22 protein-coding genes are annotated in these 22,177 nt (G+C 69.5%); 13 read left to right on the top strand and 9 right to left on the bottom strand.

All coding sequences use genetic code 11. The features are described 5' to 3' along the window. Positions 1-81 precede the first annotated feature (81 nt). Positions 82-1,011 carry a LysR family transcriptional regulator gene (locus ACIBG5_RS04330; RefSeq protein ID WP_396390014.1) on the top strand — a complete coding sequence of 310 codons (930 nt, stop codon included), beginning with the start codon at positions 82-84 and terminating at the stop codon, positions 1,009-1,011. Positions 1,012-1,045: 34 nt separating this feature from the next. On the opposite strand, the gene ACIBG5_RS04325 is transcribed toward ACIBG5_RS04330, so the two are convergent. Next, entirely contained in the window at positions 1,046-2,023 is a 978-nt protein-coding gene (locus ACIBG5_RS04325) for a ScyD/ScyE family protein (protein WP_396390013.1), read from the bottom strand. A 226-nt stretch (positions 2,024-2,249) separates the two neighbouring features. Next, positions 2,250-3,215 (bottom strand): heme o synthase, encoded by a 966-nt coding sequence (locus tag ACIBG5_RS04320; RefSeq protein ID WP_396390012.1) that lies wholly within the window; start codon positions 3,213-3,215, stop codon positions 2,250-2,252. Between the two features lie 374 nt (positions 3,216-3,589). Between ACIBG5_RS04320 and tkt the strand changes: the two genes are divergently transcribed. From tkt to ACIBG5_RS04285, 7 genes are read left to right on the top strand one after another with little or no spacing between them, the layout of a single operon-like run. After that, positions 3,590-5,758: a transketolase gene (gene tkt, locus ACIBG5_RS04315; protein WP_396390011.1), complete on the top strand. Its 2,169-nt coding sequence runs from the start codon at positions 3,590-3,592 to the stop codon at positions 5,756-5,758. 35 nt (positions 5,759-5,793) lie between these two features. After that, the gene (gene tal, locus ACIBG5_RS04310) at positions 5,794-6,903 is read left to right on the top strand and encodes a transaldolase (protein WP_396390009.1); all 1,110 of its coding nucleotides are present in this window, start codon (positions 5,794-5,796) and stop codon (positions 6,901-6,903) included. After that, positions 6,900-8,483, top strand: a complete 1,584-nt coding sequence (locus ACIBG5_RS04305) for a glucose-6-phosphate isomerase (protein ID WP_396390008.1) — start codon at positions 6,900-6,902, stop codon at positions 8,481-8,483. Before tal ends, ACIBG5_RS04305 begins: the two co-directional genes overlap by 4 nt. Before the next feature lie 36 nt (positions 8,484-8,519). Beyond that, positions 8,520-10,070: a glucose-6-phosphate dehydrogenase gene (zwf, locus tag ACIBG5_RS04300; protein WP_396390006.1), complete on the top strand. Its 1,551-nt coding sequence runs from the start codon at positions 8,520-8,522 to the stop codon at positions 10,068-10,070. After that, complete coding sequence (locus ACIBG5_RS04295; RefSeq protein WP_396390005.1) at positions 10,067-11,272, top strand: glucose-6-phosphate dehydrogenase assembly protein OpcA; 1,206 nt, start codon at positions 10,067-10,069, stop codon at positions 11,270-11,272. Before zwf ends, ACIBG5_RS04295 begins: the two co-directional genes overlap by 4 nt. Then, positions 11,269-12,012 carry a 6-phosphogluconolactonase gene (pgl, locus tag ACIBG5_RS04290; RefSeq protein WP_396390004.1) on the top strand — a complete coding sequence of 248 codons (744 nt, stop codon included), beginning with the start codon at positions 11,269-11,271 and terminating at the stop codon, positions 12,010-12,012. Before ACIBG5_RS04295 ends, pgl begins: the two co-directional genes overlap by 4 nt. After that, positions 12,009-12,818 carry an oxaloacetate decarboxylase gene (locus tag ACIBG5_RS04285; protein ID WP_396390003.1) on the top strand — a complete coding sequence of 270 codons (810 nt, stop codon included), beginning with the start codon at positions 12,009-12,011 and terminating at the stop codon, positions 12,816-12,818. The genes pgl and ACIBG5_RS04285 overlap by 4 nt, the downstream gene beginning before the upstream one ends. Here ACIBG5_RS04285 and ACIBG5_RS04280 read toward each other — a convergent pair. Further along, entirely contained in the window at positions 12,806-13,426 is a 621-nt protein-coding gene (locus ACIBG5_RS04280) for an NADPH-dependent F420 reductase (protein WP_396390002.1), read from the bottom strand. The genes ACIBG5_RS04285 and ACIBG5_RS04280 overlap by 13 nt on opposite strands. Before the next feature lie 65 nt (positions 13,427-13,491). On the opposite strand from ACIBG5_RS04280, the gene ACIBG5_RS04275 reads away from it, so the two are divergent. Next, positions 13,492-13,824: a winged helix-turn-helix transcriptional regulator gene (locus tag ACIBG5_RS04275; RefSeq protein ID WP_396390001.1), complete on the top strand. Its 333-nt coding sequence runs from the start codon at positions 13,492-13,494 to the stop codon at positions 13,822-13,824. A gap of 54 nt (positions 13,825-13,878) precedes the next feature. After that, positions 13,879-14,283 (top strand): SRPBCC domain-containing protein, encoded by a 405-nt coding sequence (locus ACIBG5_RS04270; RefSeq protein ID WP_396390000.1) that lies wholly within the window; start codon positions 13,879-13,881, stop codon positions 14,281-14,283. A gap of 30 nt (positions 14,284-14,313) precedes the next feature. On the opposite strand, the gene ACIBG5_RS04265 is transcribed toward ACIBG5_RS04270, so the two are convergent. Continuing rightward, positions 14,314-15,735, bottom strand: coding sequence for an AAA family ATPase (locus ACIBG5_RS04265; protein WP_396389999.1), 1,422 nt, complete (start codon positions 15,733-15,735; stop codon positions 14,314-14,316). 76 nt (positions 15,736-15,811) lie between these two features. Here ACIBG5_RS04265 and ACIBG5_RS04260 point away from each other — a divergent pair, with 76 nt between their 5' ends. Then, the gene (locus ACIBG5_RS04260; RefSeq protein ID WP_396389997.1) at positions 15,812-16,627 is read left to right on the top strand and encodes an LLM class F420-dependent oxidoreductase; all 816 of its coding nucleotides are present in this window, start codon (positions 15,812-15,814) and stop codon (positions 16,625-16,627) included. A gap of 67 nt (positions 16,628-16,694) precedes the next feature. Continuing rightward, the gene (gene def, locus ACIBG5_RS04255; protein WP_396389996.1) at positions 16,695-17,300 is read left to right on the top strand and encodes a peptide deformylase; all 606 of its coding nucleotides are present in this window, start codon (positions 16,695-16,697) and stop codon (positions 17,298-17,300) included. 4 nt (positions 17,301-17,304) lie between these two features. Here the strand turns inward: def and ACIBG5_RS04250 are convergent, their stop codons facing one another. From ACIBG5_RS04250 to cobT, 5 genes are read right to left on the bottom strand one after another with little or no spacing between them, the layout of a single operon-like run. After that, a complete protein-coding gene (locus ACIBG5_RS04250) occupies positions 17,305-17,859 on the bottom strand; it encodes an AAA family ATPase (protein ID WP_396389995.1) in 555 nt (184 codons plus the stop codon). Then, positions 17,847-18,374: a GNAT family N-acetyltransferase gene (locus ACIBG5_RS04245; RefSeq protein WP_396389994.1), complete on the bottom strand. Its 528-nt coding sequence runs from the start codon at positions 18,372-18,374 to the stop codon at positions 17,847-17,849. The genes ACIBG5_RS04250 and ACIBG5_RS04245 overlap by 13 nt, the downstream gene beginning before the upstream one ends. 7 nt (positions 18,375-18,381) lie before the next feature. After that, positions 18,382-19,197, bottom strand: a complete 816-nt coding sequence (locus ACIBG5_RS04240) for a TrmH family RNA methyltransferase (RefSeq protein WP_396389992.1) — start codon at positions 19,195-19,197, stop codon at positions 18,382-18,384. Beyond that, positions 19,194-20,432 (bottom strand): uroporphyrinogen-III C-methyltransferase, encoded by a 1,239-nt coding sequence (gene cobA / locus ACIBG5_RS04235; RefSeq protein WP_396389990.1) that lies wholly within the window; start codon positions 20,430-20,432, stop codon positions 19,194-19,196. Before cobA ends, ACIBG5_RS04240 begins: the two co-directional genes overlap by 4 nt. Further along, positions 20,429-21,469 carry a nicotinate-nucleotide--dimethylbenzimidazole phosphoribosyltransferase gene (cobT, locus tag ACIBG5_RS04230; RefSeq protein WP_396389989.1) on the bottom strand — a complete coding sequence of 347 codons (1,041 nt, stop codon included), beginning with the start codon at positions 21,467-21,469 and terminating at the stop codon, positions 20,429-20,431. Before cobT ends, cobA begins: the two co-directional genes overlap by 4 nt. Positions 21,470-21,621: 152 nt before the next feature. Here cobT and ACIBG5_RS04225 point away from each other — a divergent pair, with 152 nt between their 5' ends. Continuing rightward, positions 21,622-22,152: a YbhB/YbcL family Raf kinase inhibitor-like protein gene (locus ACIBG5_RS04225; RefSeq protein ID WP_396389988.1), complete on the top strand. Its 531-nt coding sequence runs from the start codon at positions 21,622-21,624 to the stop codon at positions 22,150-22,152. Positions 22,153-22,177 lie beyond the last annotated feature (25 nt).

The raw sequence follows: 22,177 nt of genomic DNA, 5'->3' as shown, positions 1-22,177 counted from the left end.
GGCTCGGCAGAGAACAGTCTGCCGAGCTGGATCGCAAACGTCCATTTACGAATCCTTCGAGGATCTATAAGCTGAGCTATTGTGTTGGATCTTCGGCGACTCCGGCTGCTGCACGCTCTGGCCGGGTACGGGACGGTCAGCGCGGCGGCCGAGGCACTCCATCTGACAGGCCCGGCGGTTTCCCAGCAGCTCGCGACACTGGAGCGCGAAGCCGGCGTTCGTCTGTTGCAGCGACAGGGGCGCCGCTTGACTCTCACCGAGGCGGGCCGGGTGCTCGTCGCGCACACCGACGTACTGCTCGACCAGCTGGCGGCGGCCGAGTCGGACCTGCTGGCTCTTCGCTCCGAGGTCGCGGGAACGGTGCGGATCGGCGCTTTCGCCTCGGCCGCGGCAACTCTTGTCGCATCGGCCTGGCGCACGCTCGACGCGGAGGGCGGCCGGCTGAAGCTACGGCTGGTGGGCATGGAACCGGAGGAGAGCCTGCCCGCTCTCTCCCGCGGCGAGGTCGAGATCGCGGTGGCGCACTCTTACGACCTGTTGCCGTTCACGGTCCCGCCGACGTGTGAGCGCCATGAGCTGTTGACCGATCCGGTGGTCGTCGCGCTGCCCGAGGCCGACCGGGTGGCCCTCAGCGGAGAGCCGCTCGATCTTGCCGTTCTCAGTGATCACGCCTGGCTGTCGGTTCCCTCCGACACCTCGTGTCACCAGATGCTGCAACGCGCCTGCGGAGCATCGGGTTTCGTGCCTCAGCTCGTCGCGCAGACCGGAGAATACGCAGCGGTGCTGGCACTGATCGCCGCCGGAGCTGGTGTCACGCTACTGCCCTTGCTCGGCGCCCGGACCGTTCCGCCGGGCGTGGTCTTAAGACCGCTCGCGCGGCCGATCAGCCGTCACATCTTTGCCATCACGCGCCACGGCGGAGAGCGACACCCCGCCGTGAATGTCGTCCTCGACCGCCTGCGGACAGCGACCCGGGAGTTCGAGGTTCAGGCACCTTCCGGCGGGACCTAGGCGGTCCCACCGGAAGGAGCACTACGACCGACTGTCAGTGACGGACCTTGTAGACCGCACCAGGACCGAAGACCGGGCCTGCGACATACAGGTCGCCCCACTTGCTGAACGCGGCGCCGCCCGGCAGGTTGAGCTGTCCGCGGACCAGTTCCTTCTTGTACCCGGCCTTGTGGTGCTTGCCCGGGTACTGCAGGTACAGCGAACCGATGGTCGAGCCGCCCATCTCGAACTTCAGCCAACTGTCCCTGGCGAGCTGAACGACGGCGAGCGTGCCACGCGGGCCACCGGCCAGGTCGACGATCGACGTGTAACCGTCGGCATACCGCTGGCACTTGCCCTTGTACGGCTTGGCCGGATCGCACACCGCGCCCACCGAGCCCGGCTTGATCCGCCAGATCTGCGACGTCCCCGGAGTCGCCGGGAAGCCACGCAGCTCACCGACGTACCAGTAGCCGTCCGATCCCACCGTCACCGACGTGGCGACAGCCTCGGCCACCCACGGCGTCCCGGCGGGTGGCGCGTCCGGCCCGAGACCGGCGGGAACCTTGACCGTGCGTGGCTTCAACCGCGCGACGGTCTTGATCTTGCCGTTCGGCCAGACCCGGAGCAGGTCGTTGCCGGCGGCATCCGCTACCAGCACCGTGCCGTCCTTCAGGGCCGCGACGCCGAACGGGTTGGTCTCCGTCGGCGGATCGTCCTGGTTGTACGGATCCGGGTCCTTGGCCTGGTACTTCGCGATGTCGGCCACCGCCACCGGTGACCTGCCCGGCCGGAGCCGGAACAGCGTCGCGCCCCCCGGCGGGATCGCGCCCTCGGGTCCGCCACCGCCGGTCAGGGCATACGTGACACCCCACTTGTTGGTGTCGATCGCCGGTGCGAACCCACCCGGGACCTGGCCGAGCTTCCAGGTCTTCTTGCCGTCGGTCGCGTAGACCGAACCGTCCGTGACGCTGTAGATGACCTTCTTGCCGAACGTCGAGACGCCGCGCGGGCCGTCGAGACCCGTTGCCACCGGCTTCAAACTGCTGGAATGCCCACCGGCGTCGGCTTGTCCTGCCACCAGGACAGAACCGGCCAAGGCGAGTGCCGCCACTGCGGCAATGCGTGTTCGTGCCCCCACTGCGAAACCCCCTGAAGTCACGCCTCCCCAGGTGCGGATCCCCCCGCAGACCCTCACATCGCAACATCGGATCACGATGAGGTCAACCGGAGAACTCCCCGCGCCCGCGGGGCGACGCTCAGTGCAGGAGCGGATCGATGGCCGCGGCAATGAACAGCAGGGCCAGGTAGATGTTCGAGAAGTGGAAGAGCCGCATCGGCCGCAGCGCGGCTCCGTCGGCGCCGGTGTGGGCCCGGAGCAACAACGCGCGAGCCTCGCGCAGGAACAGGAAACCGAGCACGATCGCGGCCAGCGGGTAGACGAAACCGGTGCCCGCGACCGGCCACAGCGCGATCGAGGTGATCACCATGACCACGGAGTACGCCATGATCTGCCGGGCCGTGGCGACCGGAGTGGCGACGACGGGCAGCATCGGTACGTCGACCGACGCGTAGTCCTCGCGGTAGCGCATCGCCAGCGACCAGGTGTGCGGCGGCGTCCAGAAGAACACCACACCGAACAGCACGACCGGGGTCCAGGCCAGCTCGTTGGTGACCGCGGTCCAGCCGATCAGCGTCGGGAAGCAACCCGCGATCCCGCCCCAGACGATGTTCTGCACGGTCCGGCGCTTCAGCACCATCGTGTAGCCGAACACGTAGAACGCGTTCGCGGCCAGGGCCAGCCCCGACGACAGCCAGTTCACCAGCAGGCCGAGCTCGAGGGTGGCCAGGATGCCGAGCACGATGCCGAAGATCGTCGCCGACCGCGGGCTGACCGCGTGCCGGGGCAGCGGGCGGCGGCGGGTCCGGCGCATCTGCTCGTCGATGTCGCGGTCGAGCACACAGTTGATCGTGTTCGCGCTGCCGGCCGCCAGGATGCCGCCGACCAGGGTGGCGGCGACGACCTGGAGGCCGGGCACTCCCCCGGCGGCCAGGAACATCACCGGCACGGTGGTGATCAGCAGCAGCTCGATGATGCGTGGCTTGGTCAGACCGACGTACGCCTTCACCACGTCGCGCACCGACGGACTGAGAACAGCAGTACCGTCCGGCTGCGGCGTCGGGTACGACGTCGTCGCGGCTGGACGCGGGTCGACGGCCGTCACGAACACCTCGAACTGAGTGGGTTGACGCCGGAGCCCCGGCGCTGACGGTTCGACAGTCTACGACGCCCCGTAGGAGGGTTCGTTCACCCCCCGGGTGAGTCCGACGAACAAGTGTGGGGCGGTGTTCATCCGGATGTGATTCCGATGGCGTGAAATGGGTCCGGGTGTGATGTCGCGGACGTCCGGAACGCCCCGGGAACAATGACGCCACGAACCAGGTTGCGGATCAGTGGAAGGCAGGAAAGGTCAGGGCGAGTAGGCTCGCTCACGGTGACGCGCGGGGGCGCGATCGAACCGGCCGGCGGGGCCGGTCGCGATCCCCTTCGACGCTGACCGGAAGACCTGACGCAGCCATCGAGAGGAGCGCCGCCGGCGTGACGGAGAAGACCAGCCCGAAGCTTGAATGGACCGACCTCGACCAGCGCGCGGTCGACACCGTACGGGTGCTCGCGATGGACGCGGTGGAGAAGGTCGGCAACGGCCATCCCGGTACGGCGATGAGCCTGGCGCCGGCGGCGTACCTGCTGTTCCAGAAGGTGATGCGGCACAACCCGGCGGACGCGCACTGGGCCGGCCGGGACCGGTTCGTGCTGTCGGCCGGCCACTCCAGCCTCACCCTGTACATCCAGCTCTACCTGGCCGGCTTCGGCCTCGAACTGGACGATCTGAAGGCGCTGCGGACCTGGGGCAGCAAGACCCCGGGCCACCCGGAGTACGCGCACACCAAGGGTGTCGAGACGACCACCGGCCCGCTCGGCCAGGGTGTCGGCAACGCGGTCGGGATGGCGATGGCGGCCCGCCGCGAGCGTGGCCTGCTCGACCCGGACGCCCCGAAGGGCGAGGGTTTGTTCGACCACCACATCTACGTGATCGCGTCGGACGGCGACCTGGAGGAAGGCGTCTCGGGTGAGGCGTCCTCGCTGGCCGGGCACCAGAAGCTCGGCAACCTGACGGTCATCTACGACGCGAACAAGATCTCGATCGAGGACGACACCGACATCGCGTTCTCCGAGGACGTGGCGGCGCGCTACGCGGCGTACGGCTGGCACACCCAGGACGTCGACTGGACCAATGGCGGCACGGGCTACGAGGAGAACGTCCAGGCCCTGTACGACGCCATCCAGGCGGCCGAGGCGGTCACCGACAAGCCGAGCTTCATCCGGCTGCACACGATCATCGGCTGGCCGGCCCCGAACAAGCAGAACACCGGCAAGATCCACGGCTCCGCCCTCGGCGCCGACGAGGTCGCCGCGACCAAGAAGGTGCTGGGCTGGGACCCGGAGCAGAGCTTCCAGGTCGCCGACGACGTGATCGCGCACACCCGCCAGGCGCTCGAGCGCGGCAAGGCCCTCCAGGACGACTGGGACGTCAGGTACGACGCTTGGCGGTCGGCGAACCCGGAGCGTGCCGCACTGCTCGACCGGCTGTCGAAGCGCGAGCTGCCGTCCGGCTGGAAGGACGCGCTACCGAGCTGGGAGGCCGACGCCAAGGGCGTCGCCACCCGCGCCGCGTCCGGTGAGGTGCTGACGAAGCTGTCGCCGGAGCTGCCCGAGCTCTGGGGTGGTTCGGCCGACCTGGCCGGCTCGAACAACACCACCCCCAAGGGCCAGCCGTCCTTCATCCCGCCGGAGTACTCCACCAAGGAGTTCCAGGGCGACGAGTACGGCCGTGTCCTGCACTTCGGCATCCGCGAGCACGCCATGGGCTCGGTGCTGAACGGCATCACCCTGCACGGCCTGACCCGCCCGTACGGCGGCACGTTCCTCGTCTTCAGCGACTACATGCGCCCGGCGGTCCGACTGGCGGCGCTGATGAAGCTGCCGGTCACTTACGTGTGGACGCACGACTCCATCGGCCTCGGCGAGGACGGCCCGACCCACCAGCCGGTCGAGCACCTGTCGGCGCTGCGCGCGATTCCGGGCCTGGACGTCGTACGTCCGGGTGACGCGAACGAGACCACCGCCGCGTGGGCCGCGATCCTGGAGCACACCGACCGCCCGGCCGGCCTGGCGCTGACCCGGCAGAACGTGCCGACGTTCCCGCGTGGCACCGACGGCTACGCCACCACCGAGAATGTCAAGAAGGGCGGCTACACGCTGCTCGACACCGACGGCACGCCGGACGTCGTACTGATCGCCACCGGCTCTGAGCTGCAGCTGGCCGTCGAGGCCCGCGAGACGCTGGCGGGCGAGGGCGTCAAGGCCCGAGTCGTCTCGATGGTCTCCCGCGAGTGGTTCGACGAGCAGGACGACGCGTACCGCGAGTCCGTCATCCCGGCCGGCGTCCGCGCCCGGGTCTCGGTCGAGGCGGGCATCGCGCAGAGCTGGCACGACATCGTCGGCGACGCCGGCCGCAGCGTCAGCCTCGAGCACTACGGCGCCTCGGCCGCCTACCAGACCCTGTACGACGAGTTCGGCATCACCGCCGGCGCCGTCGTCCAGGCCGCCAAGGACAGCATCGCCGCGGCCGCGCAGATCAGCGGCCCGGGTGTGCCGCCCAAGCGAGCCGCGGCCGGCCCGGTCGGACCCGCCGACGCCAACTGACACTCACACAACAGAACATTCGGAAGGCTCCGGACATGAACGATCGCTTGAAAGCACTCGCCGACGCGGGTGTGTCCATCTGGCTCGACGACCTCTCCCGGGAGCGGCTGACCAGCGGAAGCCTGGCCGACCTGATCCAGGACAAGCACGTCGTCGGCGTGACGACGAACCCGACCATCTTCGCCAAGGCGATCTCCGACGCCGACGCGTACGCCGAGAAGATCTCCCGGCTGGCCGCCGAGGGCGTCTCCACCGACGAGGCGATCCGGGTCATCACCACCGGCGACGTCCGGGACGCCGCCGACCTGTTCAAGCCCGTGTACGACGACACCGAGGGCCAGGACGGCCGGGTCTCGATCGAGGTGGAGCCGAGCCTGGCCCGCGACACCGAGAAGACGAACCGGCAGGCCAAGGAGCTGTGGGAGGCCGTCGGCCGGGAGAACGTGTTCGTGAAGATCCCGGCCACCAAGGAGGGCCTGCCCGCGATCACCGCGACGCTGGCCGCCGGGATCAGCGTGAACGTGACGCTGATCTTCTCCCTGGACCGCTACAAGGCGGTCGCGGACGCGTTCCTGTCCGGCCTGGAGCAGGCGATCGAGAACGGTCACGACGTGACCAAGCTGGCCAGCGTCGCGTCGTTCTTCGTCAGCCGGGTGGACACCGAGGTGGACAAGCGGCTGGACGCGATCGGCACCGACCAGGCCAAGGCGCTGAAGGGCAAGGCCGCGATCGCCAATGCCCGGCTCGCGTTCGAGGCGTACGAGGCGATCTTCGACACCGACCGCTGGCGCGAGATCGAGACCGCCGGCGCCAAGCCGCAGCGCCCGTTGTGGGCCTCCACCGGCACCAAGGACCCGTCGTACTCCCCCACCCTGTACGTCGACAACCTGGTCACCAGCGGCGTCGTCAACACGATGCCCGAGGCAACCATCAAGGCGGTCGAGGAGCACAGCGAGTTCGCCGGTGACACGGTCCGCGGCGAGTACGACGCCGACCGCAAGGTGATCGCGGACCTGGAGCGGCTGGGCATCTCCTACGACGAGGTCGTGCAGGTGCTCGAGGACGAGGGCGTGGCCAAGTTCGACGCGTCGTGGTCGGACCTGCAGGACACCGTCACCGCGGCCCTGAAGGGTGCTGCCAAGTGACCGCACCGAAGGTGAGCACGCAGAACGGCGACTGGGCCGAGGTCGTCGACCGGCTGGTGTCGGAGAAGATCGCATCCCGGATCGCGGCGAAGGACGCGACGATCTGGGGGCCGGAGGCCGAGCACGAGGCCTCGATCCGGCTCGGCTGGGTCGACCTGCACGAGACCTCCCGGCCGCTGCTGGCCGAGATCGAGGCCTTGCAGGCGGACTTCCGGTCCGAGGGTCTGGACCGGGTCGTGCTGTCCGGCATGGGCGGCTCGTCGCTGGCCCCCGAGGTGATCACCCGGACCGCCGGCGTGGAGCTCGTCGTACTGGACTCGACCGATCCGAGCGTGGTCGCGCGGGCGCTGGGCGGCGACCTGTCGAAGACGGTCATCGTGGTGTCGAGCAAGTCCGGTGGCACGGTGGAGACCGACAGCCACCGGCGGACGTTCGTCAAGGCGTTCACCGACGCGGGCATCGACGCCGCGTCACGGGTCGTCGTGGTGACCGACCCGGGTTCGCCGTTCGAGAAGCTGTCGGCCGACGAGGGCTACCGCAAGACGTTCCTCGCCGACCCGAACATCGGCGGTCGCTACAGCGCGCTGACCGCCTTCGGGCTGGTTCCGTCCGGTCTGGCCGGCGCGGACATCGCCGAGTTGCTGGACCAGGCAGCTGAGGCCGCTCCGGAGCTGCAGGCCGACTCGACCGACAACCCGGCGCTGTGGCTGGGCGCCGTACTCGCCGCCAGCGCGGGGCGGGACAAGGCGATCATCACGGCCGAAGGCTCGGACATCGTCGGCTTCCCGGACTGGGCGGAGCAGTTGATCGCCGAGAGCACCGGCAAGAACGGCACCGGCGTACTGCCGGTTGCGGTCGAGGTCGGTGCTCCTGAGCTGCGGAGCGAGGCTGCCGACCTCACCAACGCACTACTGGCCGAGAAGGCCGCAAGTGGTGTGCCGACGGCGCTGACCTCGGGCTCGCTCGGCGGTCAGTTCCTGCTGTGGGAGGTGGCCACGGCGGTGGCCGGCTACCTGCTCGGGATCAACCCGTTCGACCAGCCGGACGTGGAGAGCGCGAAGAAGGCGGCCCGCGGCCTGCTCGACGCACAGCCCGAGCCGGAGGCGGCGGCCTTCACCGAAGGTTCCGTCGAGGTCCGCGGTTCCGAGGGGCTGCTGGAGGGCGTGGACTCGCTGCAGGGTGCGGTCGACGCGCTGCTGGGCAAGCTCGACGCGAAGGGGTACCTGGCCGTCATGGCCTACCTCGACTCCGAGCGCGACGCCGATCTGGCCTCCGTACGCCCGGCGCTGGCGACCCGGACGGGCCGTCCGGTGACCTTCGGCTGGGGTCCGCGGTTCCTGCACTCCACCGGCCAGTACCACAAGGGCGGCCACCCGGAGGGCGTGTTCCTGCAGATCACCGGTGCGCACCCGACCGACGTGGAGATCCCCGACCGGCCGTTCACCTTCGGCACGCTGATCTCGGCCCAGGCGGCCGGTGACGCGAACGTGCTCGCCGAGCGCGGCCGTCCGGTACTGCGACTCCACCTGACCGACCCGGCGAGCGGCGTACAACAGCTCCGTGCCCTCTTCGGAAACTAGCCCTGTTCGAAACCACAACTCGGAGGGAAGCGGCTGATGACCGCTCAGCTCGACGAAGAGTCGTCCGGTCCGGTGAACCCGCTACGGGATCCGCAGGATCGGCGGCTCCCGAGGATCGCCGGGCCGTGCAGCCTGGTGATCTTCGGCGTCACCGGTGACCTGGCCCGCAAGAAGCTGATGCCGGCGGTCTACGACCTGGCGAACCGGGGGCTGCTGCCACCCGGTTTCGCCCTGGTCGGGTTCGCCCGTCGCGACTACACCAACCAGGACTTCGCCCAGATCGTGCACGACTCGGTCAAGGAGCACGCCCGGACCCCGTTCCGCGAGGAGGTCTGGCAGCAGCTGGCCGAGGGCTTCCGGTTCGTGCCGGGTGACCTGACCGACGACGCGGCGTTCGAGCGGCTGCGGGAGACCGTGGACGAACTGGACGTGAACCGCGGCACCGGCGGCAACCACGCGTTCTACCTGTCCATCCCGCCGAGCCTGTTCCCGCAGGTCGTGCAGCAGCTCTCCGAGCACGGGCTGACCAGGGAGATGCCAGGCTCGTGGCGGCGGGTGGTGATCGAGAAGCCGTTCGGCCACGACCTGAAGAGCGCCCGTGAGCTGAACCAGGTGGTCGAGTCGGTGTTCCCGCCCGAGGCGGTCTTCCGGATCGACCACTACCTGGGCAAGGAGACCGTCCAGAACATGCTGGCGCTGCGGTTCGCCAACTCCATGTTCGAGCCGGTCTGGAACAGCCACTACGTCGACCACGTCCAGATCACCATGGCAGAGGACATCGGCATCGGCGGCCGGGCCGGGTACTACGACGGCATCGGTGCGGCCCGCGACGTGATCCAGAACCACCTGCTCCAACTGCTCGCGCTGGTCGCGATGGAGGAGCCGGTGAGCTTCGACGCGTGGTCGCTGCGGCAGGAGAAGAAGAAGGTGCTCGCGGCGGTGAAGCTGCCGGAGCGCCTCGACCTGCACACCGCCCGCGGTCAGTACGCGGCCGGCTGGGCCGGCGGCGTCAAGGTGAAGGGCTACCTGCAGGAGGACGGCATCCCGCAGTCGTCGGCGACGGAGACCTTCGCGGCGCTCCGGGTCGACGTCGACACCCGCCGCTGGGCCGGCGTCCCGTTCTACCTGCGCACCGGCAAGCGGCTCGGCCGCCGGGTGACCGAGGTCGCGGTGATGTTCAAGCGCGCTCCGCACCTGCCGTTCACCAAGACCGAGACCGAGGAACTGGGCCAGAACGCACTGGTCCTGCGGATCCAGCCGGACGAGGGCATCACGATGCGCTTCGGCGCCAAGGTGCCCGGCACGATGATGGAGATCCGCGACGTGAACATGGACTTCCAGTACGGCGGTTCGTTCACGGAGTCCTCGCCCGAGGCGTACGAGCGGCTCATCCTCGACGTACTGCTCGGCGACCCGCCGCTGTTCCCGCAGCACACCGAGGTCGAGCTGGGCTGGAAGATCCTCGACCCGGTGATCGGGTACTGGGCCGAGCACGGCAAGCCGGAGCAGTACGCGTCCGGCGACTGGGGCCCGGCCTCCGCGCACGAGATGCTCGCCCGCGACGGACGCACCTGGAGGCGGCCATGATCATCGACCTCACCGGTACGACGTCGAGCGAGATCGCGTCGGCACTGCTCAAGGCGCGCCGGAACGCGGGCTCGCCGGCCATGGGCATGGTCGGCACCATCGTGGTGGTCGTCGACGAGGCGTCCCACCACGACGCGATGAAGGCCGCGAACGAGGCCGGTCGCGAGCACCCGTCCCGCGTCCTGGTCGCGATCCTGCGGCCCGGCCGGGGTGCACCCGGGCTCGATGCCGAAGTGCGGGTGGGGGAAGGCATTCCCGGCGAGGCGGTGCTGCTTCGGCTGCACGGTGAGCTGGCCAAGGTGCCCGAGTCCGTGGTCACCCCGCTGCTGCTGCCCGACTCCCCTGTCATCGTCTGGTGGCCGGGCGGCGGGCCGAAGGTCCCCGCCGACGACCCGCTGGGCAAGCTGGGCCGTCGCCGTGTCACCGATGCGGCCGCGACCCGGCGGGCGTCGGTCGACTTCTCGGCGCGGGCCGAGGGCTACGAGCCGGGCGACACCGACTTCGCGTGGTCGCGGCTGACGCCGTGGCGTGCGCTGATGGCGGCCGCCCTGGATCAGTACCCGACCAAGGTGAGCGCGGCCGAGGTCGTGTCCGCCAAGGGCAATCCGAGTGCCGACCTGATGGCGGCCTGGCTGCAGCGCCGGCTCGGCGTTCCGGTCGAGCAGAAGAACTCGCGCGGACCGGGTGTGACCGCGGTGCGCATGTTCACGCCGGCCGGACCCATCGCGCTGACCCGGCCGGATGGCGCGGTGGCGACGTTCAGCATCCCCGGCCAGCCGGACCGGCCGGTCGCATTGAAGCGCCGTACGACGTCCGAGCTGCTGAGTGAGGAACTGCGGCGGCTCGACCCGGACGATGTGTACGCGCAGACGCTCGCGTGCCTGGTCGAGCGGGAGTCGATGCCGGAGGACGTCAAGAAAGTCGGCGCCGTTCAGCGGAAGACCGCGGCGGAGCGAGCGTCTGCCGCTGCGAAGAAGGCGACGGTGGCGAGCACTCCGGTCCAGGAGACGGCGGCGAAGAAGTCCTTCGCGAGGAAGGCGACAGCGAAGAAGTCTGCCGGTCCGTCGGCCGCTGCCGGCGCTGCCAAGAAGACCGCTGCCAAGAAGACTGCGGCCAAGAAGACGGCTGCCGTGAAGAAGTCGCCGGCCAGGAAGACTGCTGCGAAGAAGGGCACGGGCAAGAGGGTGGCGGGGCGCTCATGAGCGCTCCGTCCGTCCTGGTGAACCGTGACGCCGAGGGGCTGGCTCATGCCGTCGCGGCGCGGTTCATCACCCGCCTCGTCGATGTCCAGAGCAGTGGCCGGGTCGCCCAGGTCGTATTGACCGGCGGCCGGGTCGCAGCGGTCGTCTACCGCGCGGTCGCCGAGTCTCCCGCCCGGCATGCGATCGACTGGCGGCGGGTCGAGTTCTGGTGGGGCGACGAGCGGTTCCTGCCGGACGGCGACCCGGAGCGCAACGAGACGCAGAACCGCGAGGCGCTGCTCTCCCGCGTGGACGTGGATCCGGCCCGGATCCACCCCATGCCGGCCGATGCCGGCCAGGGCGCGGAGGCTGCGGCAGCTGCCTACGCTGCCGAGCTGAAGGGCGCGATGGGTTCCGGCGATCAGGACGGCGTACCGACGTTCGACGTACTGATGCTCGGCGTCGGGCCCGATGGACACGTGGCGTCGCTCTTCCCCGGATTCGCGCAGCTGAAGGTCGCCGACGTCGCGGCCGTTGCCGTCCACGACTCGCCCAAGCCGCCGCCGACCCGCGTCTCGCTGACGCTCCCGGCGCTCGACCGGGCCCGCGAGGTGTGGTTCGTGGTGTCGGGTGACGACAAGGCTCATGCGGTTGGTCAGGCGTTGAGCGGCGGCGACGTACCCGCGGCGCAGCCGAAAGGCCTGGACCGCACGCTGTGGCTGGTCGACGAGGCCGCCGCGCAGGAGCTCCCGGGGTCATGACGACGTTCCGCGAGCTGCATGCCGGCCGCTTCGTGATGCCGAACGCCTGGGATGCCGGGAGTGCGGTGCTGCTGATCGAGGCCGGGTTCCCGGCGATCGCGACAACGAGTGCAGGGATCGCGTTCTCGATGGCGAAGGGCGATCACACGCTGCCCGACGGCGCGCCCGCCGTGTCGCGGGACGCCATGTTCGCGCGGATGCGGGAGATCACCGCGGCGAGCGCCGTACCGGTGAACGGGGATCTCGAGGACGGGTACGGCGCTGAGCCGGCCAAGGTCGCGGAGACGATCACGCTGGCCCGCGAGATCGGCCTGGCCGGCGGGAACATCGAGGACTTCGACGGACGCGAGCTGTACGACGTCGAGCTGGCGGTGGAGCGGATCGTCGCGGCCCGCGAGGCGGCCGGCCCGGACTTCGTGCTCACGGCGCGCACCGACGGGCAGATGCTGCGTACGCCGACCTCGTTGAGCGACTCGATCGACCGTGCCAACCGCTTCCGGGCAGCCGGCGCCGACTGCCTGTACGTGCCGGGCGTCAACGACCTCGACCCGATCCGCACCTTGATGCGCGAGATCGACGGTCCGGTCAATGTCGTGATCGGCCTGGGGACGTCGACCCTGACCGTCGGCGATCTGCAGGACGCCGGCGTGACCCGGATCAGCCTCGGCGGCAGCATCGCCCGCGCTGCCCTGGGTTTCATCCGCCGCAGCGCCCAAGAGCTCGCCACGCAAGGCACGATCACCTTCGCCGCCGACCAGATCCCCCAAGCCGAACTCAACCAGCTCTTCGCGAATCACCCCGGGTGAACTGACCCGAAGGCGGCTTCCAGCGGTGGGAACATCGCCCGTGCGTCGCCGCCGGTGACCCAGATGCCGATGGCCAAGGCGGCAGTGGCCTCCAGCAACTTCGCACGGACGACTCCGCCTGCTTGCACGGGCTCACAACCGAGTGCTCGGACCAGTCGGCCGACCTGCGCCAGCGCGGTTGGGTCGTCGCCACACAGGGGCACGGCCAGGTCCTCGGGTGGGTGACGCCAGACCGCGTCTGCGGCCAGGTTGAATGCCTTCACGACGTGGGCGTGTGGGACAGCTCGGGCGATGCGCTCGGCCATGGCTGACTCGGCGAGCGTGAAGTTCTGCTGGTCGATCGCGTTCGTGCAGTCGATCAGGATCCGGCCCGGCGGGACGTCGAGCTCGCCGACCGCCTCAACGGCAACCTCCGCGGGCAGTGCCAGCAACAGAACGTCACCGAAAGTCGTTGCCTCCTGCAAGGTCCCGGCCTGGGCGCCGATGCGCCTCGCCAGCTCGCCCGCGCGGCCGGGGTCGCGGCCACCGATCATCACCTCGTGTTCTCGAGCCCACTGCCCGGCCAGCGCCTCGGCCATCAACCCGTTGCCCAGTGTTCCAATTCGCATGCGGTCGACGGTAGACGTTTCGTTGCACACCTTCCGGTGCGCAACGGGCGAGGCAGAATGGGGCCGTGACGTTCTTCGCCGATTGCCAGGCACGGCTCGCCGCCGAGCTGCTCAGCGGACGCTGGCCGATGGTCGTGCTCTACGCGCTGTCCCACGGTCCCGCCCGTCCCGGCGAGCTCCGGCAGCAGATCGGCGGCATCAGCCAGAAGGTCCTGACCGAGACGCTGCGCCGCCTGGAACACAACGGCCTCGTCCAGCGCCACCGGTACGCCGAGGCGCCGCCGCGGGTCGAGTACTCGCTCACCAAGCCCGGTGAGGACCTCCTGGTTCCGATCCGCGCACTCGGTGACTGGGCAGCGGCGTACGCGGACCGGATACCGACCGGAAGGAAACCGTAAGACTGCTCGGGCACAGTGCTGGTGTCAGGTCGATCCAGCCAGGAGGTCCCGCTCATGTTCACGCTCACCCAGACTGTCGAGGCACCGCCCATGGAGGTGGCCCGGGCCTTCACCGAACCCGAGCCGTTCGCCGCGTGGTTCGTCGCGGATGGCTTCACCACCCCGGCCGACCGGGTGACCATCGACGCCCGGCCCGGCGGGCTGATCTCGGCCGTCTTCGTCAGCGCCGACGGCTCGAGTGAGGTGCCGTTCACCATCCGTTTCGGCTCGGTGGACCTGCCGCGGCAGGTCGTCCTGTACGTCGACGATCCCGAGGAGGTCACCGTCGAGCTGACGGAGGCCGGTGAGGGACGGACGCGGCTGGACTACCGGAGCACCGGGCTGGCGCCCGAACACGAGAACGAGGTCCGGACCGGTGTGGCACACATGCTCGGATGCCTGGCGACGTACTTCAAGTGACCAGCCTTCAAGTGATGGGCCTTCAAGTGATCAGCCCGGGTACAGGCCGGGGCGGGCCGGCTCGCCGGGTGAATAGTCCGGTACGTCGCCGTTGGTGGCTCCGAGGAGTCGGCGGGTGAGCGCGTCGCGAGACGACAGGAGCTCGTCGACAGCAGCCCGCAGGTGGCTCGAGTCAGGAGCTGCGCCGGACTCGGCGGCCAGCAGGACGGTACGGCGGACGAGTTCCTTCATGAAGGAAGCCGTGGTGCCCTCGGTCCGGCTGACCACCTCGTCGACAACGGCCGCGGTGGGTTGCAGGTTCGGGCCGTACAGGCTCAGTAGCCGGGTCCGTCCGTCGGCGTCGGGCAGCGGCACCTCGACGGCCAGATCGACGCGACCGGGGCGCTGCATCAGCGCCGGCTCGAGCAGGTCGGCGCGGTTCGTGGTCAGTAGGAAGGCGACGTCGGCGTCCTCGGCCAGCCCGTCCATCTCGTTGAGGACCTGGAACAACAGCGGATTCTCCATGCCCTTCGTATAGTCACGGGCCCCCGCCACCAGGTCGCAGTCCTCGAGTACGACCAGCGCCGGCTGCAGCAGTCGCGCCAGGGCACACGCCTCCGAGATGTACCTGATGCTGGTCCCCGCCAGCAGTACGACGGTGAACTCGGGCAACCGCGAGAGCAGGTACCGCACGGTGTGCGTCTTCCCCGTCCCGGGCGGCCCGTAGAGCAACACTCCGCGACGCAGGTGTTGACCGGCCGTCAGGAGCGTCTCCCGATGCTCCGCGATCCCGATCACCTCACGCTCGACCCGCTCCAGCACACCGTCCGGCAGTACCACGTCCGTACGAGCGACTCCCGGCCGTGGGTGCAGCCGGAAAGGGCCGACCCCGTGCCCGAAGTCGTGTCCTTCGAACGAGATCACCTTGCCGCGGAACACGTTGTGCTCGCGGATCAGGTCGGGCAGCGCCCCGAGGAAGCGATCGCCCGTCTCCTTCTCGACCGAGAGCACCTCCAGGTCGACCGACATCCGCCCGTACTGCGGGTTCGCCGCGCGCAACAGAGCGACGTACCGATCGGGGCCCTGGACGCCGAGGTAGAAACCGAAGGCGACGCAGTCCATCTCCTCGTCGACGTCGATCTGCAGCCGCTGGTAGTCGACCGCGCCGATCCCGAAGCGGTCGTACTCGGCCAGCTCGAGCAGCTCACCGAGGGTGTGGTGCCCACGGTTCGACCCGGCCAGGCCGAGCACCTCGAAATCGTCGAACCACGCCTCGACCGCGCGCTGCACGTTCGGCAGGTCGTACGGCGCGAAGCTCGCCGTGACCACCGGCACCTGCTCGGGATCGATGCCCAGATGGGCGCGTAATCGGTCCCGCAGGCTCTCCCGGCCGACCGGGCCGCTGTGCTGCATCCGCTCCAGGAACCGCTTGAACAGGCGCGCGAACTCGTCCACCCTGTCCTCGTCCGGCATACCGCCGTACCCCCTTCGTGGTCCATTCCCCGGGCCGATCCGGAGGGCCCTCCGCAACGCGGATAGGATCTCCACCATGACAGATTCCGAGTCCATCGACCGTCCGTACGCCGCCTTCCCGGTACGGATCGGCGTCCAGGTCCAGCCCCAGCACGCGCAGTACGCCGACATCCGGCGGACTGTCGCGGCGGCGGAGGAGATCGGCGTCGACGTTGCGTTCAACTGGGACCACTTCTACCCGCTGTCGGGTGAGCCGGAGGGTCTGCACTTCGAGTGCTGGACCATGCTGGCCGCCTGGGCCGAGGCGACCGAGCGGATCCAGTTCGGTGCCCTGGTCACCTGCAACTCCTACCGCAACCCCGACCTGCTCGCCGACATGGCCCGCACGGTCGACCACATCAGCGACGGCCGGCTGATCTTCGGCATCGGCTCGGGCTGGTTCGAGAAGGACTACGACGAGTACGGCTACGAGTTCGGTACGGCGGGCGGCCGGCTCGACGCGCTCGGCGAGGCGCTGCCGCGGATCGAGCAGCGGTGGGCCAAGCTGAACCCGCTGCCGACCCGCGACATCCCGGTGCTGATCGGCGGTGGCGGCGAGAAGAAGACGCTGAAGCTGGTCGCGAAGCACGCCAACATCTGGCACGGCTTCGGCGACGCCGAGACGCTCGCGCACAAGCACGCCGTACTGGACGAGCACTGCAAGACGATCGGCCGCGACCCGGGCGAGATCGAGCGCTCGGCCGCTGTCGGCGACAAGTCGCCCGAGCAGATCGGCAAGTCCCTGCTGGATGTCGGCACTCGCCTGTTCACCGTCTCGACCTCCGGCCCGGACTACGACCTGGGTCTGCTGCGCGAGTGGGTCGCCTGGCGGGACGAGCTGAACGCGAAGTAGTCCCTGCCGGCGCAGGTGGTCGCATCCTCGGCCACCTGCGCCGGAGCAGGCAGCTAGGATTTCCCGCATGTCTACGTTGCCTGCGAACGGTTCGGTGCGACCCATCACCCGGTGGGGCGAGGACGTCATGCACCGGGTCAACCAGCCCGTGACCGACTTCGGTGACGACCTGCAGACGCTCGTCGCCGACATGGTCGCGACGATGCGCGCGGCTGACGGCGTCGGCCTGGCCGCGAACCAGGTCGGCGTGGATCTGCAGCTGTTCGTGTTCGACTGCCCGGACAAAGACGGCAACCACGTCCAGGGCGTCGTGTGCAACCCGGTGGTCGAGGTCCCCGAGGGCAAGGACCGCAGCCTGGACGAGGGTGAGGAAGGCTGCCTGTCGCTGCCGGGTGCCTTCACCAAGTGCGCCCGCCCGGACTTCGCCCGCGTCACCGGCGTCGACCAGCACGGCGAGCCGGTCAGCTTCGAGGGCGACGGCCTGCTGGCGCGCTGCCTGCAGCACGAGACCGACCACACCCAGGGCACGGTCTTCGGCGACCGGCTGTCCCGCAAGTACCGCAAGCGCCTGTTCGGCGAGGCCGAGGAGCTCGCGCCGGACTACCCGTCGGACTGGCCGATCTCCCCGATGATCGAGCACGACGAGCACCACCAGGAATCCCAGGCCACCTGAGGTTCTACCAGCGAGCCTTCGGGAGATCCGCAAGGATCGCGTCGACCGACTGCTCCGGCGTCTGGTCGCTGGTGTCGAGCCACAGACCCCGGCGCGGCATCGCGTCCAGATCCTTCTGCAGGGCACGAACCGCGTCCGCGAGGGTGCCGCCAGGTTCCTGCCAGTCGCGGTAGGAGTTGTTGCCTCCTCGCGCGATCTCCCGTTCGACGATCGACTCCACCGACGGGTAGAGCACGACCAGGTACGTCTCCACGCCACGCAACCCGGCGAACCACTTCTCGACATGCTCCCCGATGACGATGTCGCTGCAGACGAAGTCGAACCCGGCGTCGGCGTAGTGCTGCGCCACGAGTGCCGAGGCGTCGTACCGCAACTCCAGCTGGCGGACCGCCTCGGCCGACGGTTGCGGCGTCATCACCTCGGCGCCCGCGACGACTGCCTTGTAGAAGACATCCCCGTCGAGCGTCGCGGCCGGCGGACCGAGCCGCGCGGCCAGCAGCGGCGCGATGGTGGACTTGCCCGCAGCCTGCATCCCCGTGATGAGTACTACTTTCGGCATGCCTGCCAAGCCTCCGCGGTCATCGTGTAGACAGTGGCACGAAACGGTACGCCGTCCTCCTCGAGATCCACCTCGTGGTCGAAGGTCATGCCGAGCCGGCGCATGACGGCGATGCTACGGAGGTTCGGCGAATCGGTCACGGCAATAATCCTGGGTAGCTCGAGCGTGGTGAAGCCGTGCTCCAGCCAGGACGCCGCGGCCTCCGTCGCGTACCCGTGTCCCCAGTACTCACGGGCCAGCCGCCAGCCGATCTCCAGATCGTCCGGATACCACTTCTCCCGAGTGAGACCGCACGCCCCGAGGAACGCGCCGTCGGAACGTCGTTCGACCGCGAGGAACCCGTACCCGTCGGAGGCGTACCGCTCGTTGACCGCGGAGGCGATCTGGTCACACTCGTCCCGGCTCAGCGGCCCGCCGAGATACGTCAGCACCTCTGGGTCCACGTTGAGCGCGGCCCACGGCTCCAGATCCTCTTCGCGGAACGGACGCAGTACCAGACGTTCCGTCGTACGCATGGCCCCCCTAAGGCATGGGTCGCGTGGCGTAGAAGGCGACCGCTGCTGAGCTTGCCACGTTCAGCGAGTCGACGCCGCCTGCCATCGGGATGCGTACCGCCAGATCTGCCTTTTCGAGCACGTGCGGCTTGAGGCCGTGTCCTTCGGTGCCGAAGATCAGCGCGAGCCGTTCGTCGTTCCGGGCGACCAGGTCGTTCAGCGTGATCGAGTCGTCGGTCAGTGCGAACGCGGCTGCGACGAAGCCGCGGTCCTGCAGTTGGGTGAGGTCGCCGGGCCAGGACTCCAGCCGGGTCCACGGCACCTGGAAGACCGTTCCCATCGACACCTTGATCGACCGGCGGTACAGCGGGTCGGCACAGGTCGGGGTCACCAGCACAAGGTCGACGCCCATCGCGGCGGCCGCGCGGAAGCCGGCACCGACGTTCGTGTGATCCACGATGTCGTCGAAGATCGCGATCCTTCTGATGTCCTGGTTGAGCAGCTGTTGGAGTGGCATCCGCGGCCGGCGACGGTACGACGCGAGTGCGCCGCGGTGGACGTGGAAGCCGGTGACTTGCTCGGCCAATTCCTCCGAGACAACGTACACCGGCACGTCAGGCCACTGTGCGAGGACGTCGGCCAGCGAGTCCAGCCAGCGCGGCGCGAGTAGGAACGACCGCGGCTCGTACCCGGCGTCCGCGGCCCGGCGGATCACCTTGTCGCCCTCGGCGATGAACAGCCCGTGCTCCTCCTCCAGCAGGCGGCGCAACGTCACCTCCCGCAGCCTGACGTAGTCCGCCAGCCGCGGGTCAGCCGGATCGTCCAGCGGGACCTGTGGGCTCATGCGGTCCCAGGCGATCGGGTGCCGTCGCCGCGTGCCTGCGCGGCGACGTCGACGACGTTGCCGATGACAACGATCGCGGGGGCGCCGACGCCGGCTTCGGCCATCGTTGCGGCGATCCCGGCCAGGTCGGACGTCACCATCCGCTGACCCGGAAGGGTGCCATCGGCAATGGCCGCGGCCGGGGTGTCAGCGGGGCGGCCGGCGGCGATCAGGCGCTCTGTGATCGCGGGCAGGTTCTCGACCGCCATCAGCAGCACGAGCGTGCCGGACAACTGCGCCAGCGCGTCCCAGTTGATCAGTGAGTCCGGGTGCCCCGGCGGGATGTGGCCCGACACAACTGTGAATTCGTGGGTGACCCCGCGATGCGTCACCGGGATGCCGGACACGGCCGGCACCGAGATCGAGCTGGTGATCCCCGGCACGACCGTCCACGGAACGCCGGCCTCGGCACAGGCCAGCGCTTCCTCGAAGCCGCGGCCGAAGACGTACGGGTCGCCGCCCTTCAGCCGTACGACGACCTTTCCCTGCTGACCGCGGTCGATCAGGATCCGGTTGATCTCCTCCTGCTGGGCCGCCCGGCCGCGCGGGAGCTTGGCCGCGTCGAACAGCTCGACATCCGGAGGCAATTCGTCCAGCAGCTGCTGCGGCGCGAGCCGGTCCGCGACGACCACGTCCGCCTCGGCCAGCAACCGCCGACCGCGCACCGTGATCAGGTCCGGGTCGCCCGGTCCCCCGCCGACCAGGTACACGCCAGGGTGCTTGCCGGCCTCGCGTGCACCCAGTTCCCCTGTCCGCAGACCTTCCAGGATGGCGTCGCGGACCGCTGCCGAACGGCGGTGATCGCCGCCGCCGAGTACGCCGATGGTCACGTTGTCGTGCTGGCCCGATGCCGGCGTCCACGCGGTTGCCCGGGATCGGTCGTCGGACCGTACGCAGAAGATCCGGCGTTCCTCGGCCTCCTCAGACACCTGGTCGTTGACCGCGGTGTCGTCGGTGGCCACGACGACGTACCAGGATCCATCCAGGTCGCCGTACCGATAGCCGCGTTCGGTCCAGGACAGGGACGGGTTGGAGAGCAGTCCCTCGATGGTGGGGGTGATCGACGGCGAGATCAGGTCGATCCGGGCGCCGGACTCGAGCAGGCGCGGGAGCCGCCGCTGCGCGACACCTCCGCCACCGACGACGACCACGCGTCGTCCCTCCAGCACGAGGCCGGACAGGTACTGATCGGTCACGAGCTGATCCCCGCGGACTCGAAGGTCGCCATCTCGGCGAGCGCCCGGACCGCGCAGGTCAGGATCGGGTACGCGAGCACCGCGCCGGTACCCTCACCGAGCCTGAGGTCCAGGTCGACCAGCGGCTGGAGGCCGAGTGTCTTCAACGCGACCGCGTGCCCCGGCTCCGCCGAGCGGTGCCCGGCGACGCAGTAGTCGATCACTGCCGGGTTGAGCGCCTGGGCGACGAGCGCCGCGGCACCCGCGATCACGCCGTCGAGGATGACCGGCACCTTGTTGGCCGCTCCGCCGAGGAGATATCCGGCGAGCGCTGCGTGCTCCAGACCGCCGTACGCCTGGAGCGCTTTGAGCGGCTCGGTCGCCGGTACGTCGTGCATCGCGAGGGCAGCCTGGACGATCGCGGTCTTGTGGGCCAGCGTGGCGTCGTCGATGCCGGTGCCCCGGCCGGTCACCACGTCCGCGGTCGAGCCGGTGAAGGTGGCGATCAGGGCGGCACTCGCGGTCGTGTTGGCGATGCCCATGTCGCCGGTGAGCAGACAGCGGTAGCCGTCCTGGATGAGCCGGTCCGCCAGGTCGAAGCCGACGGCGATCGCGGCACGCACCTCGTCCTCGGTGAGGGCTGCCCCGGCGGACAGATCACGCGTCCCCGGCCGGACCTTGGCGTGGATGATGTCCAGTTGGTCCACCGGGGTCGCAACGCCGACGTCGACGACCCGGACATCGACCCGGTTGTTGACTGCGAAGGCGTTCACCGCGGCGCCGCCGGCGGCGAAGTTCGCCAGCATCGCGGCGGTCACCTCCTGCGGCCAGGGCGACACACCCTGTGCGTGTACGCCGTGGTCCGCGGCGAACACCGTCACCACGGCCGGCGCGGGCACCGCGGGCGGGCAGCTACCGGTCATCCCGGCGACGCGGACAGACAGCTCCTCCAGCACCCCGAGCGAGCCGGCCGGCTTCGTCAGCTGCGACTGACGCTCCGCGGCAGCCCGCATCGCCGCACCATCCGCCGGCCCGATCCGATCCAGGTACTCCTCCACCGCGCTCCTCCAGTCCACCACGCCCCTCCCGCCCGGTTGGGCGGGTCGAGTCCGATCTTCGCATCCCCCGACGTGTGCCCCGGTCCGGACCAGCGTGATGTGGACAGTAATGTCGGAATCACCACACCTTGCGAGATCCCGGAGGATCACAGATGTCGCTCGATCGTCCCGTTGCCCCGGACCCGTACGAACTGCTCCCGCAGGCCGGTACCTTCACCGTCACCAGCACCGACGTCGCCGACAACGAACAACTGGCCGAGGACCACGCGTTCGCCGGCGGCAACAAGTCGCCGCAGCTGAGCTGGTCCGGGTTCCCGGCGGAGACCAAGGGTTTCGTCGTCACCTGCTACGACCCGGACGCGCCGGTCGTGTCCGGCTTCTGGCACTGGGTCCTGGTCAACCTGCCCGCCAGTGTGACCGAGCTCCCCACCGGCGCCGGCACCCCCGAACGCCTCGACAACGGCGCCTTCCACGTCCGCAGCGACCTCGGCACCAAGTCCTTCGGCGGCGCAGCCCCGCCCCCCGGTGACCAGGTCCACCGGTACTACTTCGTCGTTCACGCGATGGACGTGGAAGCCCTCGACGTAGACAGCGACGCCTCCCCCGCCGTAGTCGGCTTCAACCTCGCCTTCCACACCCTGGCCCGAGCCATCATCACCCCCACCTACAAGATCGCCGAGTAACCCACCACACCCCACGAGGGAGGAG

This window comes from Kribbella sp. NPDC050241 (assembly GCF_044459685.1).
GTDB lineage: Bacteria > Actinomycetota > Actinomycetes > Propionibacteriales > Kribbellaceae > Kribbella.
This window is presented reverse-complemented; position numbering and strand designations above follow the sequence as displayed.

Bases quoted from the DNA above. Each gene is read 5' to 3' on its own strand.
- tal (WP_396390009.1), top strand. From the start codon at position 5,794: ATGAACGATCGCTTGAAAGCACTCGCCGACGCGGGTGTGTCCATCTGG.
- zwf (WP_396390006.1), top strand. From the start codon at position 8,520: ATGACCGCTCAGCTCGACGAAGAGTCGTCCGGTCCGGTGAACCCGCTA.
- ACIBG5_RS04295 (WP_396390005.1), top strand. From the start codon at position 10,067: ATGATCATCGACCTCACCGGTACGACGTCGAGCGAGATCGCGTCGGCA.
- pgl (WP_396390004.1), top strand. From the start codon at position 11,269: ATGAGCGCTCCGTCCGTCCTGGTGAACCGTGACGCCGAGGGGCTGGCT.
- ACIBG5_RS04285 (WP_396390003.1), top strand. From the start codon at position 12,009: ATGACGACGTTCCGCGAGCTGCATGCCGGCCGCTTCGTGATGCCGAAC.
- ACIBG5_RS04280 (WP_396390002.1), bottom strand. From the start codon at position 13,426: ATGCGAATTGGAACACTGGGCAACGGGTTGATGGCCGAGGCGCTGGCC.
- ACIBG5_RS04270 (WP_396390000.1), top strand. From the start codon at position 13,879: ATGTTCACGCTCACCCAGACTGTCGAGGCACCGCCCATGGAGGTGGCC.
- ACIBG5_RS04265 (WP_396389999.1), bottom strand. From the start codon at position 15,735: ATGCCGGACGAGGACAGGGTGGACGAGTTCGCGCGCCTGTTCAAGCGG.
- ACIBG5_RS04260 (WP_396389997.1), top strand. From the start codon at position 15,812: ATGACAGATTCCGAGTCCATCGACCGTCCGTACGCCGCCTTCCCGGTA.
- def (WP_396389996.1), top strand. From the start codon at position 16,695: ATGTCTACGTTGCCTGCGAACGGTTCGGTGCGACCCATCACCCGGTGG.
- ACIBG5_RS04250 (WP_396389995.1), bottom strand. From the start codon at position 17,859: ATGCCGAAAGTAGTACTCATCACGGGGATGCAGGCTGCGGGCAAGTCC.
- ACIBG5_RS04245 (WP_396389994.1), bottom strand. From the start codon at position 18,374: ATGCGTACGACGGAACGTCTGGTACTGCGTCCGTTCCGCGAAGAGGAT.
- ACIBG5_RS04240 (WP_396389992.1), bottom strand. From the start codon at position 19,197: ATGAGCCCACAGGTCCCGCTGGACGATCCGGCTGACCCGCGGCTGGCG.
- ACIBG5_RS04225 (WP_396389988.1), top strand. From the start codon at position 21,622: ATGTCGCTCGATCGTCCCGTTGCCCCGGACCCGTACGAACTGCTCCCG.